Origin of the sequence: Enterobacter sp. SM3 (assembly GCF_009811935.2) — a bacterium.
GTDB lineage: Bacteria > Pseudomonadota > Gammaproteobacteria > Enterobacterales > Enterobacteriaceae > Enterobacter > Enterobacter asburiae_D.
In genome coordinates this window covers 4,273,699-4,289,837 of record NZ_CP099971.1, presented here as the reverse complement: position 1 = coordinate 4,289,837, position 16,139 = coordinate 4,273,699, and the positions used below count along the sequence as shown (strand labels likewise).

General features: G+C 50.2%; 15 protein-coding genes. 11 read left to right on the top strand and 4 right to left on the bottom strand.

Going from position 1 to position 16,139, the window contains the following annotated elements:
• Window positions 1-30: 30 nt before the first annotated feature.
• Genes pmrB through dacB form a run of 3 tightly spaced genes read right to left on the bottom strand, consistent with a single transcriptional unit; the run spans window position 31 to window position 3,169 of the window.
• Complete coding sequence (gene pmrB / locus GVO84_RS20080) at window positions 31-1,074, bottom strand: two-component system sensor histidine kinase PmrB (protein ID WP_159515009.1); 1,044 nt, start codon at window positions 1,072-1,074, stop codon at window positions 31-33.
• Window positions 1,071-1,733 carry a two-component system response regulator PmrA gene (pmrA, locus tag GVO84_RS20075; protein WP_023333595.1) on the bottom strand — a complete coding sequence of 221 codons (663 nt, stop codon included), beginning with the start codon at window positions 1,731-1,733 and terminating at the stop codon, window positions 1,071-1,073. Before pmrA ends, pmrB begins: the two co-directional genes overlap by 4 nt.
• A 2-nt stretch (window positions 1,734-1,735) precedes the next feature.
• Complete coding sequence (dacB, locus tag GVO84_RS20070) at window positions 1,736-3,169, bottom strand: serine-type D-Ala-D-Ala carboxypeptidase (protein ID WP_029739625.1); 1,434 nt, start codon at window positions 3,167-3,169, stop codon at window positions 1,736-1,738.
• Window positions 3,170-3,397: 228 nt separating this feature from the next.
• Between dacB and greA the strand changes: the two genes are divergently transcribed.
• Window positions 3,398-3,874 carry a transcription elongation factor GreA gene (greA, locus tag GVO84_RS20065; RefSeq protein ID WP_014171793.1) on the top strand — a complete coding sequence of 159 codons (477 nt, stop codon included), beginning with the start codon at window positions 3,398-3,400 and terminating at the stop codon, window positions 3,872-3,874.
• A gap of 151 nt (window positions 3,875-4,025) precedes the next feature.
• Here the strand turns inward: greA and yhbY are convergent, their stop codons facing one another.
• Window positions 4,026-4,319 (bottom strand): ribosome assembly RNA-binding protein YhbY, encoded by a 294-nt coding sequence (gene yhbY, locus GVO84_RS20060; RefSeq protein WP_003861814.1) that lies wholly within the window; start codon window positions 4,317-4,319, stop codon window positions 4,026-4,028.
• 127 nt (window positions 4,320-4,446) lie between these two features.
• Here yhbY and rlmE point away from each other — a divergent pair, with 127 nt between their 5' ends.
• The 10 genes from rlmE to tagH all read left to right on the top strand — a co-directional run bounded on the left by rlmE (window position 4,447) and on the right by tagH (window position 16,130).
• Window positions 4,447-5,073: a 23S rRNA (uridine(2552)-2'-O)-methyltransferase RlmE gene (rlmE, locus tag GVO84_RS20055; RefSeq protein ID WP_010436004.1), complete on the top strand. Its 627-nt coding sequence runs from the start codon at window positions 4,447-4,449 to the stop codon at window positions 5,071-5,073.
• A 102-nt stretch (window positions 5,074-5,175) separates the two neighbouring features.
• On the top strand, window positions 5,176-7,110 hold the full coding sequence (ftsH, locus tag GVO84_RS20050; RefSeq protein ID WP_010436002.1) for an ATP-dependent zinc metalloprotease FtsH: 1,935 nt from the start codon (window positions 5,176-5,178) through the stop codon (window positions 7,108-7,110).
• 98 nt (window positions 7,111-7,208) lie between these two features.
• Complete coding sequence (gene folP / locus GVO84_RS20045; RefSeq protein WP_023309340.1) at window positions 7,209-8,057, top strand: dihydropteroate synthase; 849 nt, start codon at window positions 7,209-7,211, stop codon at window positions 8,055-8,057.
• Window positions 8,050-9,387, top strand: a complete 1,338-nt coding sequence (gene glmM, locus GVO84_RS20040; protein ID WP_023309339.1) for a phosphoglucosamine mutase — start codon at window positions 8,050-8,052, stop codon at window positions 9,385-9,387. The genes folP and glmM overlap by 8 nt, the downstream gene beginning before the upstream one ends.
• Before the next feature lie 272 nt (window positions 9,388-9,659).
• Entirely contained in the window at window positions 9,660-10,178 is a 519-nt protein-coding gene (gene tssB, locus GVO84_RS20035) for a type VI secretion system contractile sheath small subunit (protein WP_159515008.1), read from the top strand.
• A gap of 29 nt (window positions 10,179-10,207) precedes the next feature.
• Window positions 10,208-11,686 (top strand): type VI secretion system contractile sheath large subunit, encoded by a 1,479-nt coding sequence (tssC, locus tag GVO84_RS20030; protein ID WP_159515007.1) that lies wholly within the window; start codon window positions 10,208-10,210, stop codon window positions 11,684-11,686.
• A 3-nt stretch (window positions 11,687-11,689) separates the two neighbouring features.
• Entirely contained in the window at window positions 11,690-12,118 is a 429-nt protein-coding gene (gene tssE / locus GVO84_RS20025; RefSeq protein ID WP_159515006.1) for a type VI secretion system baseplate subunit TssE, read from the top strand.
• A gap of 15 nt (window positions 12,119-12,133) precedes the next feature.
• Entirely contained in the window at window positions 12,134-13,912 is a 1,779-nt protein-coding gene (gene tssF, locus GVO84_RS20020) for a type VI secretion system baseplate subunit TssF (RefSeq protein WP_159515005.1), read from the top strand.
• Window positions 13,912-14,868: a type VI secretion system baseplate subunit TssG gene (gene tssG, locus GVO84_RS20015; RefSeq protein WP_159515004.1), complete on the top strand. Its 957-nt coding sequence runs from the start codon at window positions 13,912-13,914 to the stop codon at window positions 14,866-14,868. Before tssF ends, tssG begins: the two co-directional genes overlap by 1 nt.
• A 5-nt stretch (window positions 14,869-14,873) precedes the next feature.
• Window positions 14,874-16,130 carry a type VI secretion system-associated FHA domain protein TagH gene (tagH, locus tag GVO84_RS20010; RefSeq protein WP_159515003.1) on the top strand — a complete coding sequence of 419 codons (1,257 nt, stop codon included), beginning with the start codon at window positions 14,874-14,876 and terminating at the stop codon, window positions 16,128-16,130.
• The last annotated feature ends 9 nt before the right edge of the window (window positions 16,131-16,139 follow it).

Here is a 16,139-nt window from a genome sequence, read left to right as displayed (position 1 = left end):
GCTCAAAGCCCCCATTATGGGGGCTTTTTTTTATTCCAGCGTTGCGGGTAGCCAGCAGCTGGCGATCAAACCACCTTCAGCGCCATTCTCAAGCGTCAACCTGCCGTGGTGGAGCTGGACGATGCGCTGCACGATACTCAGGCCCAGACCGCTGCCTCCGTAGCGCTGGTCAAGACGGCGGAATGGCTCGGTAATTGACTGTCGGTGTGCTTCATCAATCCCTGGACCCTGATCGATAACCCCGATCTGCGTCCCCCCATCGACCTCGGTTAAAGTCACCGTAATCGTTGTCCCTGTCGGGCTGTAGCGCCCGGCATTCTCCAGCAGGTTGCGCAGCATCAGGCGCAAGAGCACGGCGTCTCCCTGAACCGTGAGCGCGCTTTTAGCAGGCCAAATCACCGTATGCTCTTTGGCTTCATGCCCCAGGCCGAGAGGTTCAATGATATTTTCCGTCCAGCTCACGGTTTCGTAGTGGCCGCTCGCCATTGCCTGTCCGGCGCGGGCCAGCATCAGCAGCTGTTCGACGGTATGCATGAGCTGATCGATACGGCTAATTAACGTCGCGGCCTGTGGCGCGCCTGACTGCGCCATGAGCTCCAGATGGAGCCGGATACCGGCAAGGGGCGTTCGAAGTTCGTGTGCGGCGTCAGCGGTGAAGAGGCGCTCCTGCTGAATGGTATTGTCCAGCCGGGCGAGCAGCTGGTTCAGGGAGGTTGTCACCGCGCCGATTTCTTCCATGTCGGAATACATGGGAAGCGGAGTTAAGTTATCCGCCGAGCGGTTAGCCAGGCTGTCACGCAGTTTATTCAGCGGTCGGGTTATCCAGGTAACCGCCCAGAATGAGAAAAACAACGTAAAGCCTACCATCACGAGCGAAGGGACCAGCAGTGAGGCAATTGCTTCGCGGATCTCTTTCTCGACATGGTTATTACGAGCTTTCGCCGACAGCGTTTCATTAACGAGAAAACCGATCTGCTCACGGCTTTCATGCCACAGCCAGATGACGCTTATCAGCTGAAAAAATAACAGAATGACCGCCAGCAGCACCATCAAACGCCGACGCATGCTGTTCATTTCTGGCTCTCCAGGCGATAGCCAACGCCACGGACGGTTTTGATTCTGTCCTTGCCGAGCTTGCGACGCAGGTTGTGAATGTGCACTTCAAGGGTATTGGATCCTGGATCGTCCTGCCAGGAGTAGATATCCTGCTGGAGCGTTTCTCTGTGCACCGTTTGCCCGCTGCGCATGATCAGACGCGTAAGCAAGGCAAACTCTTTTGGCGTCACCTCTACCGCCTGATCCTGGCGCAGTACCTGCTGGGTTTGCAGATTCAGCGTAATATCGCCGTCGGTCAGTAAGTTATCACTATGGCCCTGATAGCGGCGAATCAACGCTCGCACCCGTGCCTGCAGCTCCGCGAGCGCAAAAGGCTTCACCAGGTAATCATCTGCGCCTGCATCGAGGCCAGTGATACGATCCTCAATGGCATCGCGTGCCGTCAGGATCAATACCGGGTTGGCGATGCCGCGGCGTCGCCACTGGCTGAGCAGCGTGGCGCCGTCTTTATCAGGCAGGCCCAAATCGAGGATCACCAGACTGTATTCGCCGCTCTGAATCAGGGAGTCCGCCTCCGCTGCGGTGCCGGCACAGTCGAGGGCATACCCTTCATTGGCTAGTCCCAGCGCCAGCCCTTCCTGCAATAACAGATCGTCTTCAACTATGAGTAGTTTCATCGCTAGTTATTCTGGTAGATGTCCTTGTAAAGCCTGCTTTCGAAGCGAACAAGCGGAATACGACGATTGCGCTGGTCGGTCGGTTCGACGGCATAGCCGGAAAGATACTGCACGAATGCCATGCGTTGTCCGCTGGCGGTAGTGATGAAGCCTGCAAGGTTGTAAACCCCCTGCAGTGAGCCTGTTTTCGCGGATACTTTGCCATCCACACCGGCAGCGTGAAGCCCGGCGCGGTACTGCAGTGAACCGTCATGCCCGGCCAGCGGTAGCATTGAAATAAAGTTTAGCTCAGTGTCATGCTGTGCAATGTACTGAAGCACCTGCATCATTGTGGCCGGGGAGATCAAATTATGACGCGATAATCCGGAGCCATCGACGGCGATAGTATTACCCAGCTCGATCCCGGCCTGCTGGCGCAGGATCTGACGAACGGCGTCTGAACCCGCACGCCAGGTGCCCGGCACGCCGAAACGCGCGTGACCAATCATGCGAAATACGGTGTCGGCAATCATGTTGTCAGACTTTTTCAGCATGATTCGCAGTAAATCGTGCAGCGGCGGAGACTGTTTGCTGGCGATGACCGTGCCGGGCTGGTTAACCTGCGTCTGGCGAAGCAGCGTGCCGGAGTAGGTGATTCCCGCCTGCTTCAGTTCATCTTTCAGAATGGCGCCCGCATAGCTTGCCCCGTCCTGTATTGCAAAGGCCAGCGGCAGCGGATCGGCGCGCTGCGTCAGGCAGCCGGTAAGCGTGAAGCGGTTAAGATCGCCAGGCACCACGTCCAGCTCACAATATTGCGCATCCGGGGAGCCTTTCGCCAGCGTGCGGACCTGGCTAAACATCGTGACCGGGTAGTAGGACGCTATGCGGATAAACGCTAAATCATCTGGCTTCGGCGCGCTGTAAAGCGAAACCGAGAAGCAGTTACGGTCGACAATCGCGGCGGCGGGCGGGGCGCTAAAGCACTGGGTCATGTCGTTCCACGGCCAGCCAGGGGCTTTATCGTGGCTGGCAAAGATCGACGTGTCGATCAGCACATTGCCATCAATTTTTTGCACGCCAGATTTTTTCAGTACCGCAACCATATTGCGGATATCCTGACGCTTAAAGGTCGGATCGCCGCCAAAACGGGCGATAAGATCGCCTTTCAGTTCGCCACCCTCGACGTTACCTTTGGTTTCAAGGGTGGTCGTAAAACGGAAGTCAGGCCCGAGCTGGAGCAGGGCGGCAAGGGCAGTGATCACCTTTTGGGTACTGGCAGGCAGGGCCATCTGTTGACTGTGATAGTCAATCTCGGGAGCCTGTGCGCCAACCTTCTGCACCATCAGGGCAAGGTTCGCGCCTGCGGGGAGCTGATTAATGTACTCATCAACATTCGCGGCCTGGGCGGTGAACGTTATACTGGTAGTCAATCCGATGATAAATCTGGAAAATCGCATAATCTCGCGCTAACAACCCGAAAACAAACCGTCATACTACGGTGCATAGCACTGCAAAGTAAACGATGACCCATAGTGAACTTCGCGGTAAAATGCGTATCAAATTGAAAAATTGCTGCTGACCTGGGGCGTTGCTCCCGGGTCGGTTTTCTTTTTGCTTCTTGCCCGCTTAGGGGGGCAGGAGCAGGGAACACTGCTCCCAACAGGAATGTTTAAGAGGTATAACAAATGCAAGCTATTCCGATGACCTTACGTGGTGCCGAAAAACTGCGCGAAGAGCTGGATTTTCTGAAATCCGTGCGTCGCCCTGAAATCATCGCCGCTATCGCGGATGCGCGCGAGCATGGCGACCTGAAAGAGAACGCTGAATACCACGCCGCGCGTGAGCAGCAGGGCTTCTGTGAAGGGCGTATTAAAGATATCGAAGCAAAACTGTCCAATGCGCAGGTTATCGATATCACCAAAATGCCTAACAATGGGCGTGTGATCTTTGGTTCTACCGTGACCGTGCTGAACCTCGACAACGACGAAGAGCAGACCTATCGCATCGTGGGTGATGATGAAGCAGACTTCAAACAGAACCTGATTTCAGTGAACTCCCCGATTGCTCGCGGCCTGATTGGCAAAGAGCAGGACGATGTTGTCACCATCCGCACCCCTGGTGGTGAAGTGGAATACGAAATTATTAAGGTTGAATACCTGTAATTCGCTTCTCTACTAAGATGTTGATACATTGTAAAGAAAAGAAAAAGGCCGCATAGCGGCCTTTTATCAACTCAAGGAGCATGGCATTTTGCTCGCCTGCTGACAGAAATCCCTCGTTTCACACAGAAAATGTGTTTGATTCAGGATATCCTTAGCGTGGCAGCGAGATTTTGCGCTCTTTAGATGGGCGATAGAGCACCAGCGTTTTACCGATGACCTGTACATTACAGGCGCCGGTTTCGCGCACGATGGCTTCCACGATCAGGTTTTTAGTGTCTCTGTCTTCAGAGGCGATTTTCACCTTGATCAGCTCGTGGTGTTCCAGCGCTTGTTCAATCTCGGCAAGCACCCCTTCGGTCAAACCATTGTTGCCAAGCATGACTACAGGCTTGAGCGGATGTGCCAGACCTTTAAGGTGCTGTTTTTGTTTAGTACTCAGATTCATCGTATATTTTTGCTTACGTTGGGATTGAAAACGGTTCATTCTACCGCCATCTCCCTAATATCGCCAAATAGCAGCGTAGAAATTTACGCCAAAGGTAAGCAACGATGAACCCGGACGGAAAAGTTAAATGACAGGTAAAAAGCGTTCTGCCAGTTCCAGCCGCTGGCTTCAGGAACACTTTAGCGATAAATATGTTCTGCAGGCGCAGAAAAAGGGGTTGCGTTCCCGCGCCTGGTTTAAACTTGATGAAATACAGCAAAGTGACAAACTTTTTAAGCCGGGGATGACGGTTGTCGACCTCGGTGCTGCCCCTGGCGGATGGTCCCAGTATGCGGTCACGCAGATCGGCGGAGCGGGTCGAATCATCGCATGCGATCTTTTACCAATGGATCCCATCGTCGGTGTCGACTTCCTTCAGGGCGATTTTCGTGATGAATTAGTGCTGAAAGCGTTACTTGAACGTGTGGGTGACAGTAAGGTTCAGGTTGTCATGTCTGATATGGCACCAAATATGTGTGGAACACCGGCGGTGGATATCCCCCGCGGCATGTATCTGGTGGAGCTAGCGTTAGAAATGTGTCGTGATGTTCTGGCGCCTGGTGGTAGTTTTGTTGTGAAGGTGTTTCAGGGCGAAGGTTTCGAGGAGTATCTTAAGGAAATTCGCTCCCTGTTTGCGAAGGTTAAAGTTCGTAAGCCGGACTCTTCCCGGGCGCGTTCCCGAGAAGTGTATATTGTAGCGACCGGGCGAAAATGATAACCGGTAGATTTCAGGCGAAAGTTTGAATGAAACTGGATATAGAGTATCCTGACGCTGTTTTTAACACAGTTGTAATGTGAGGTTAATCCCTTGAGTGACATGGCGAAAAACCTAATTCTCTGGCTGGTCATTGCCGTCGTGCTGATGTCAGTATTCCAGAGCTTTGGGCCCAGCGAGTCGAATGGCCGCAAGGTGGATTATTCTACCTTCCTGCAGGAGGTCAATCAGGACCAGGTTCGCGAAGCGCGTATCAACGGACGTGAGATCAACGTTACCAAGAAAGATAGTAACCGTTACACGACTTACATCCCGGTGAACGATCCTAAGCTGCTTGATAACCTTCTGACCAAAAACGTCAAGGTAGTTGGCGAGCCGCCAGAAGAACCAAGCCTGCTGGCTTCTATCTTCATTTCCTGGTTCCCGATGCTGCTTCTTATCGGCGTCTGGATCTTCTTTATGCGCCAGATGCAGGGCGGCGGTGGCAAAGGTGCCATGTCGTTCGGTAAGAGCAAGGCGCGTATGCTGACGGAAGACCAGATCAAGACCACGTTTGCTGATGTCGCCGGTTGTGACGAAGCGAAAGAAGAGGTGGGTGAACTGGTTGAGTATCTGCGTGAACCGAGCCGTTTCCAGAAGCTGGGCGGTAAGATCCCGAAAGGCGTGCTGATGGTTGGCCCTCCGGGTACCGGTAAAACCCTGCTGGCGAAAGCCATCGCGGGTGAAGCGAAGGTGCCGTTCTTTACTATTTCAGGTTCTGACTTCGTTGAAATGTTCGTGGGTGTCGGTGCATCTCGTGTGCGTGACATGTTCGAGCAGGCCAAAAAGGCAGCTCCGTGCATTATCTTCATCGATGAAATCGACGCCGTAGGCCGCCAGCGTGGCGCAGGTCTGGGCGGTGGTCACGATGAACGTGAACAGACGCTGAACCAGATGCTGGTTGAGATGGACGGCTTCGAAGGTAACGAAGGTATCATCGTTATCGCGGCGACTAACCGTCCGGACGTGCTTGACCCTGCGCTGCTGCGTCCAGGCCGTTTCGACCGTCAGGTTGTTGTGGGTCTGCCGGACGTTCGCGGTCGTGAACAGATTCTGAAAGTTCACATGCGTCGCGTACCGCTGGCGCCAGATATCGACGCGGCAATCATTGCGCGCGGTACCCCGGGCTTCTCCGGTGCGGACCTGGCTAACCTGGTCAACGAAGCCGCTCTGTTTGCCGCTCGCGGTAACAAGCGCGTCGTATCGATGGTGGAGTTTGAGAAAGCGAAAGACAAAATCATGATGGGTGCGGAACGTCGCTCCATGGTGATGACGGAAGCGCAGAAAGAGTCCACGGCATACCACGAAGCGGGTCACGCGATTATCGGTCGCCTCGTGCCGGAACACGATCCGGTGCATAAAGTGACGATTATTCCGCGCGGTCGTGCGCTGGGGGTGACTTTCTTCCTGCCTGAGGGCGACGCGATCAGCGCCAGCCGTCAGAAACTGGAAAGCCAGATTTCTACCCTGTACGGTGGTCGCCTGGCAGAAGAGATTATCTACGGTGTGGAACATGTTTCTACCGGTGCGTCCAACGACATCAAAGTCGCGACAAACCTGGCGCGTAACATGGTGACGCAGTGGGGCTTCTCCGACAAACTCGGTCCGCTGCTATATGCAGAGGAAGAGGGTGAAGTATTCCTGGGCCGTTCTGTGGCTAAAGCGAAACATATGTCCGATGAGACGGCTCGTATCATCGACCAGGAAGTAAAATCTCTGGTAGAGCGTAACTATGCACGTGCTCGCCAGATCCTGAACGACAATATGGACATCCTGCATTCGATGAAAGATGCGCTCATGAAATATGAGACCATCGATGCACCGCAGATTGACGACCTGATGGCGCGCCGTGAAGTGCGTCCGCCAGCAGGCTGGGAAGACCCAGGCGCTTCCAATAATTCTGACAATAATGGCACCCCGCGTGCGCCGCGTCCGGTTGATGAACCGCGTACGCCAAACCCGGGCAACACCATGTCAGAACAGTTGGGCGATAAGTAAGTCACTGCTGTTGACGCGTTTGTCTGTACCTCAAACCCTGGAGCTTGCTCCGGGGTTTTTCATTTCTGTTTAACGATATAGATATCAGGGATTTCGCCATGAAATTATTCGCTCAGGACTCGCATCTCGATCTTTCACATCCCCATGTGATGGGGATCCTGAATGTTACCCCTGACTCCTTCTCTGACGGCGGCACGCACAACACGCTTATCGAGGCGGTTAAGCACGCGAATTTAATGATTAATGCGGGTGCCACCATCATTGACGTTGGCGGCGAATCGACGCGTCCCGGTGCGGCGGACGTGTCTGTGGAAGAAGAGCTGGCGCGCGTGGTGCCGGTGGTTGAAGCGATTGCCCAGCGGTTTGAAGTGTGGATCTCCGTTGATACCTCCAAACCGGAAGTGATTCGCGAAGTGGCGAGAGTGGGCGCTCACATTATTAATGACATTCGCTCACTGACTGAGCCTGGCGCACTTGAAGCCGCGGCAGAGACGGGGTTACCGGTATGCCTGATGCATATGCAGGGCCAGCCGAAAACCATGCAGGAAGCACCGAAGTATGACGATGTCTTTGCCGACGTGAATCGCTTCTTTATTGAGCATATCGCGCGCTGTGAACGTGCAGGTATCCCAAAAGAGAAATTGCTGCTCGACCCGGGGTTCGGTTTCGGTAAAAATCTCTCACACAATTATGCGTTGCTTGCGCGCCTGTCGGAATTCCATCACTTTGATCTGCCGCTGCTGGTGGGTATGTCGAGAAAGTCGATGATTGGGCAGTTGCTGAACGTGGGGCCGAGCGAGCGCCTGAGCGGCAGCCTGGCCTGCGCGGTGATTGCGGCAATGCAGGGTGCGCACATAATTCGTGTCCATGACGTCAAAGAAACAGTAGAAGCCATGCGTGTGGTGGAAGCCACACTGGCAGCGAAGGAAAACAAACGCTATGAGTAATCGTAAATATTTTGGTACCGATGGTATCCGCGGGCGTGTAGGCGATGCTCCCATCACCCCTGATTTTGTCCTGAAGCTCGGCTGGGCTGCCGGTAAAGTGCTGGCGCGTCATGGTTCCCGTAAGATCATTATCGGTAAAGATACCCGTATTTCGGGCTATATGCTGGAATCTGCGCTGGAAGCGGGTCTGGCGGCGGCCGGATTGTCCGCCTCCTTTACGGGCCCAATGCCAACGCCTGCAGTCGCGTATCTGACGCGCACCTTCCGTGCGGAAGCGGGGATTGTTATATCGGCTTCTCACAACCCGTTCTACGACAACGGGATTAAATTCTTCTCCATTGACGGCACCAAGCTCCCGGATGACGTGGAAGAGGCTATTGAAGCCGAAATGGAAAAAGAGATCACCTGTGTTGATTCCGCAGAGCTGGGTAAAGCCAACCGTATCGTTGATGCGGCGGGTCGTTATATCGAATTCTGTAAAGGCACCTTCCCGAATGAGCTGAGCCTCGCTCACCTCAAAATTGTGGTGGACTGTGCAAACGGCGCGACCTATCACATCGCCCCGAATGTCTTCCGCGAGCTGGGTGCGAAAGTGATCACCATTGGCTGCGAGCCGGATGGTCTGAACATTAACGAGCAGGTAGGGGCAACTGACGTTCGTGCCCTGCAGGCGCGTGTTCTGGCAGAGAAAGCCGATCTGGGTATTGCCCTGGACGGCGACGGTGACCGCGTGATCATGGTCGACCACGAAGGTAACAAGGTCGACGGCGATCAGATCCTCTACATCATTGCACGTGAAGGTCTGCGTCAGGGCCAGCTGCGCGGTGGTGCGGTGGGTACGCTGATGAGTAACATGGGGCTGGAACTGGCACTGAAACAGCTCGGTATTCCGTTTGTCCGCGCGAAAGTGGGTGACCGCTATGTGCTGGAAAAACTGCAGGAGAAGGGCTGGCGTATTGGTGCTGAGAACTCGGGTCACGTGATCCTGCTCGACAAAACCACCACCGGTGACGGTATCGTGGCCGCGCTGCAGGTGGTTGCCGCGATGGCGCGCAACCATATGAGCCTGCACGATCTGTGCAGCGGGATGAAAATGTTCCCACAGATCCTGGTAAACGTGCGTTTCACTGCCGGTAAAGGCGATCCGCTGGAAAATGAGAACGTCAAAGCGGTGATGGCTGACGTTGAAGCAGCCCTGGGCAATCGTGGACGCGTGCTGCTGCGTAAGTCCGGTACCGAACCGCTGATCCGCGTGATGGTGGAAGGTGAAGACGAAGCGCAGGTAACCGAATTTGCACATCGTATTGCGGATGCGGTAAAAGCTGCATAAAACTGACGGTAAGCGTTCTGAGAGGCGGCTTTTGCCGCCTTTTTTCTTTTAGTATGTCCTCAATTATTACCCTAAATTATCCAGATAACATCCCTCTTGATTCACAGTCATGAATATATTTATGTATAACTAATTTTCTGGATGAATATTATATATTTAATGATTTGTTTCGCTGTCTAAAATTATCGAAACGTATTTTTCTTTGCCATTTTAGTGTGTTATAAAAAATTATAAGACTAGCTAAACTTAACATGGAGTGGAGTTAAATGCGGATGGGTAATAAATTATATGAAGGAAGTATTGCACCGAAAGAACGTATAAATATTAAGTATGTTCCAGCAACAGGTGATGAACAAGCTGAAGTCGAACTACCTCTTAATATTCTCGTTGTCGGCGATTTCAACGGTGGGAACGAAGATTCTGCCATTGAAGAAAGAGAGGCGATCTCAATTAATAAGCACAATTTTGACTCGGTCATGGAGACGGCAGGTTTACATCTGGATTTTTCAGTGGCAAACAGATTGCAGGATGGTACTGAGGAAGCACTACCGATTAGCTTAAACTTCAATGCGCTAAAAGAATTCTCTCCAGACAACATCGCCCGTCAAGTCCCTGAACTGAAAAAACTACTCGAGTTGAGGGAGGCTTTGGTCGCATTAAAAGGTCCATTGGGTAATATTCCTTCTTTCCGGGCAAGTTTACAGAAGTTATTAACAGATGGCGAAATGCGTGCACAACTTCTCAAAGAACTTGATATCGCTCTTGAAGAAGATAATTCGACAAAAGAGTAATTTCCTCAGAGAATTAATAAGGTGCGCGTATGACAGTTCAAAGTGTTATTCATGATAGTGAATTAAAAAACGAATCATCCTCTTTACTTGATCACATAATGTCTCAGGCAAGACTTCAACCTGAGGATGAGGGGTATGATATTGCTAAGCAGGGGATATCGGTATTTATAGCGAATTTACTGGAGTCAGGGCAGGAAGATGTTCCAGTAAATAAACTGCTTGTCGATCGAATGATCGTGGAACTCGATAAAAAAATGAGTGCCCAGATGGATGCGATTCTGCATTCTGATGAGTTCCAGAATATGGAATCCTCCTGGCGGTCGTTAAAACTGCTGGTAGACAGAACGGATTTCAGAGAAAACATCAAAATCACGATCCTGCATGCCACAAAAGAAGAGCTATTAGACGATTTTGAATATTCACCTGAGATAGTGCAATCCGGATTCTATAAACATATCTACGCGAGTGGCTATGGTCAGTTTGGCGGAGAGCCGGTGGGTGCTGTTATTGGCAATTACGCATTTACACCCTCAGCCCCGGATATGAAGCTTCTGCAGTATGTAAGTTCCGTCGGCGCTATGGCCCATGCGCCATTCATCTCCTCAGTATCTCCAGCCTTCTTTGGCCTCAAAAGCTTTACCGAGCTCCCCGCCATTAAGGAATTAAAGGCTGTTTTCGAAGGTCCGGCATACGTCAAGTGGCGTGCATTGCGAGAGTCAGAAGATTCACGCTATTTAGGACTCACGGCACCGCGTTTCTTGTTACGTCTTCCTTACGACAGTCAGGATAATCCGGTTAAATCTTTTGATTATCATGAGACCATACAGGGTGAACATGATAATTACCTGTGGGGAAACACGGCCTATCTCATGGCCTGTAACCTGACGGATAGCTTCGCACGTTATCGCTGGTGCCCGAACATCATTGGACCTCAAAGCGGTGGTGCCGTGCATGACTTACCCGTTCATAAGTTTGAATCTCTTGGGCAACTCCAGGCCAAGATCCCAACCGAGGTTCTGATAACCGACCGTCGTGAGTTTGAACTCGCTGAGGAGGGATTCATCACGCTTACGATGCGTAAAGGAAGCGACAACGCAGCTTTTTTCTCGGCAAACTCAGTACAGAAATGCAAGGCATTCCCTAATACACGCGAAGGCAAGATTGCTGAAACTAATTACCGCCTTGGCACTCAACTTCCTTATATGTTCATCATTAACCGCCTGGCTCACTATGTAAAAGTACTCCAGCGAGAACAGCTTGGCGCATGGAAAGAGCGACAGGATCTGGAGAGAGAACTAAACCGATGGATCAGGCAGTACGTTGCTGACCAGGAAAATCCGCCAGCAGAAGTGCGTAGCCGTCGTCCTTTACGCGCCGCTCAGATAACGGTTTCTGATGTTGAAGGCGATCCAGGCTGGTACCAGGTATCCATGGCGGTACGGCCACACTTTAAATACATGGGCGCGAGTTTCGAGCTCTCTCTCGTTGGTCGTCTGGATAAGGAATAAGGGATGTCAGCGCTTACTGCATGGCGAAGAAGTCGTTCTGCCAGTCTTTTTGAGCGCATTGAAGAGAGCAAAACCACCAGGTCTTCGGATGACACTAACGACCTGGTGGACTCTTTGAAACGCAATCTTCAGGCGATTCTCAACACCCGTTCCGGTAACGCGCAGAGTTGTCCCGAATTAGGCATTATCGATTTCAACGATGCAACTGGGAGTTCTGTTGAGGTTTATTCTGCTATATGTAGGGCAATTAAACGATGCATAGAGGATTACGAACCGAGAATAAGCAGGGCAGAAATCATCGCACAACCTAATGAAGCCGATCCTTTAACACTTTATTTTTTGGTGAGGTCTTATGTTTCGTTCGAGGAGCACGAGAGCATTATCAATTTCAATTTGCGTATTGATGGAAATCACAAATATAAACTGGAATGAATATACATAATATTTATGAAACTAGATGAGTTTTTCAGAGATGAATTGTCGTGGTTGCGAAGGCAGGGTGCTGATTTCTCCAGAGCATGGCCTCAGCTTACGCGTTTCCTCGCGGAAAAAAGTGCCGATCCTGACGTTGAACGACTTCTGGAAGGTTTTGCGTTTTTGTCTGGCACATTGCGCGCGAAAATTGAGGATGATTTTCCGGAGCTCACCCATGGTTTGCTAAATATTTTATGGCCAAATTATTTACGGCCCGTTCCATCATTTACCATTATCGAATGCCAACCGAAGGTGGGCTCTATTACCGAGGCTTGCCAGGTCAAAAAAGGCATTAAGCTAGGTTCAAAGGCAATAAAAGGAACTTCGTGTACGTTCTCTACCTGCAGGGACATCGGGATATTACCCGTAGAATTGACCCATCTGACGATGGTAAATACTAACGAGAATGGATGCCTGTCGCTTTCACTTAAGCCCTTCACCGCGATGCCCCTCGATAAGATTGGCCTGGAAAATCTTAGGTTATTTCTCGGCTGCGACTATTACGTCGCTACGCAGCTGTATCTATACATGCTAAACCATCTTAAAAAAGTGACGATTAAGCTGAATGGGGCAGAATTTGCGCTACCAAATGCCAGCGTTAGCCCTGTGGGCTTTTCTGAACACGATGCTTTATTGCCGTACCCTAAAAATGTCTACTCCGGGTACCGTATTTTGCAGGAGTTTTTCTGTTTTCCTGAAGGATTTCTGTTCGTTGACATTAATGGCTTTGACTCGCTTCCGCAGACGATACCGGTTAACGATATTGAGTTATGTTTTCATTATGACAAACCTTTTTCTTCAGATTGTCGTATTACACCTTCATCTATTAAGTTGAATTGTGTGCCTGCGGCGAATTTGTTTGAACATCATGCGGAGCCCATTCAACTTGACGGGAAGCGAATCCACTATCCTCTCAAGGCAAGCCATATGCTACCCGAGCATTATGAAGTGTTTTCTGTCGAGAAGGTCGAAGGATGGAAAAGTGAACACGCAGGAAAGAATGGGGAACGTACCAAGGGCGAGCTAAGAACGTATCATGCCTTTGAAACGTTCAAACACGAGGTCGAGTTTGAAAAAAAGAGGACGATGAGTTATTTCAAAGTGAGCGTTTGCAACTCACTCAAACTTAAGGGCTATGAGCATAACATTTCATTTCTGCGTAGTGATGAGAACATCCTGACGAGCAGTGATGAAATTGTCGCGGTGAAAATGCTCTGTACAAACAGGAATTTGCCCGCCGAGCTAAGTAGCGGTGAGATCTGTCTCCCTTTGGGAGATTCACCACCCTGGCTTGCTTATAGCAATATATCGTTACCTTCGCAGACATTGCGCCCTTTGATTGATGAGAAACTACACTGGACTTTGATCTCCAGCATGGCGTTAAACTACCATTCTTTATTAGACAAAGATGCGTTGTTACAAATTATTCGAAATTATGATTTCCCCGCAATGAACGATCAACATGCGGCAAAAATTGCGCAAAAGAGATTTGATGGAGTGGAAAAAATTGATACGAAACCTGTCGACAGATTGATTCGAGGCATGCCGGTCAGAGGGATTCATTCAACATTATTTGCAAGACAGAGCGCTTTTCTTAGCGAAGGTGAATTTTACTTATTTGGCTGTATTCTGGCCCGTTTTTTATCACTTTTTTCTACTATCAACTCCTTTCATGAACTGTCATTAATAGATACTGAAAATAACTCAGCCTATCATTGGCCATTGCAACAAGGTAGTCATTCATTGATATAATGAATAATAACTTAAAAGATTATAATTTTTACCAGCTTGTAGAGTTGCTCTATCGTATCGAAGGGCAGGATATCGAAAAGCTTGATAATCAGTTACCCAAAAATGAGCGGGTCCGGTATTCCGCCAGTGCGTCATTAGGATTTCCTTCTGGTGATATTATATCCGTCAGTAAGCATGATTATGGTTATGATCTGGAGGTGTCATTCCTCGGATTGCATGGGGCTCAGTCGCCACTGCCAGGATATTACCTGGAGAATCTTGCCTGGCAGTATATGCATCAGGAAGATGGACCCGGACAGTTTTTGAATTTTTTCAATCATCGTTTTTTGATGCTTTTGCATCGAGGATGGCGGAAATATCGTTACCATGTTCGGTATCGCCCTGGCGGTGTCGATAGATTTTCTCAATGTATGTTTTCCCTGATAGGTCTGGGAAGTGAAGCTCTACGCCATTCGGTCGCGATAAATCACAGTAAAATGTTAGCCTATGCTGGCCTGCTTTCTGCTCCAGGCCGCTCTCCTCAGGTTGTTGAGGGATTGATTTCCCACTGTTTTGATTTGGATGACGTTAAGATTTTATGCTGGCAATATCGCCGCGTTGCTATTGCAAAGCAGCAGCAAAATCGGCTTGGCCAGGCAAATATGTCGATTGGGAACGATTTTGTCGTTGGAGAATACACGCCAGACATCAGTAGTAAATATATATTAAAAATAAATAATTTAAGCTATTCCACCTTTTTGCGTTTTCTTCCAAATGGCGATCTGTTCGCACCGCTAACAAAAGTGATGTCTTTTATCATGAGAGAACAGTTTGCGTGGGATTTAGAGTTGAATTTAGCACACAACCAGTCTGAAAAGACGAGTCTCGGTCGTGGAAAAGGGTGTCTACTCGGATGGACAACTTTTCTTGATCCTTTGCCAAAAAATTTAAAAGTCACTCTCTGTGTTCAGGAATAATTTATATGAATGATTCAATGGAACTGATTCTAAATATTGTTGATTTAAACAGTATCGGCAGAAAAATCGATCGTTCTCATCGTTTTAATAAAGAAGGCGGAACGATTGGAAGCCAGGATGCGGGAGAAGCCCTGCACTGGCATGTGCAAGATAGCCGTCAGGCGATTCAAACTATTCACGCCAGAATTCTCTGGCAAGATGGCCAATTCTGTCTTGAAGATGTGAGTGGACAAACCTTTATCAACGAAGCTGAGCACAGCATTGGCGCGAAAAATATGGTGGCATTGTCCTCTGGAGACCAGATCAAAATGGGGAGCATCGCATTCACTACCCAAATAATCGCTGGCACAGAAAAAATGGATATTGCGGACTATCAGCGTACCCAGAGTCTTATAGCTATGTCGAGCCCCAGCGATGTGAACCAAATAATTGAAGAGCCCTCCGGGTCAAGTGCTCCTTCCGCTTTACCGAAATCGATGGTTTACAGTCATCACCCTTACGATCCGGGCACACTGGGTATGGGAGGCTCGCTTTCATCTCCGGAAATGATGCCTTCAGGAAATAATAATCTTGAAACCGGGGCTACTTTTACGCGGTCAGAGCCCATGTTGGATGAAGAATTTATTGATATCCCCACGCCAGCGACGTCTCTTTATGGTGAGCGTCACGAATCTCAGCCCTTTGAAAGTGTAGCCATCACGCCATTGATGCGGGGAATGGGACATTTTTTGAACCTTTCTGATAGCCAGCAGGCAAATGGCTTTTTAGAAGAGGCTGGACGTACGCTAGAGTCCGCGATTAAAGGCATACTGCTTCTTGAGCAGGATCGTATTCGAGTGAATAAGCAACTCCAGCCCGTAGAAGATAACCCGCTACGGCTTGGCTTAGATTACGTCGGCACGGTGGACGCACTTTTCGGTGACCAAAAAAGCCAGGTTCATTTGTCACCTTCAGCCGCGGTAACGGAATGCCTCTCTTTTTTACGGTTGCATGCGTATGCGTCCCGTCAGGCAGTAGGTGAAGCGCTCGCATGTGTGATTGACACCTTCTCCCCTGACGTCCTTATGGCGCGCTTTCAGCGTTATCGACGCGATCACCTGGTTGATATAAACGATCCGGCTTGGATCTGGGAAATGTATAACCACTATTTTGAAGAGCTCAAATCGACAAGGCAGCAGGGAGTCGACCGCCTGTTCCAGGAGGTTTTCGAACAAGTCTACGATAAAGCGCTGCGTGACTTACGCGATGAGGATAAGGCATGAGGCGGCTGC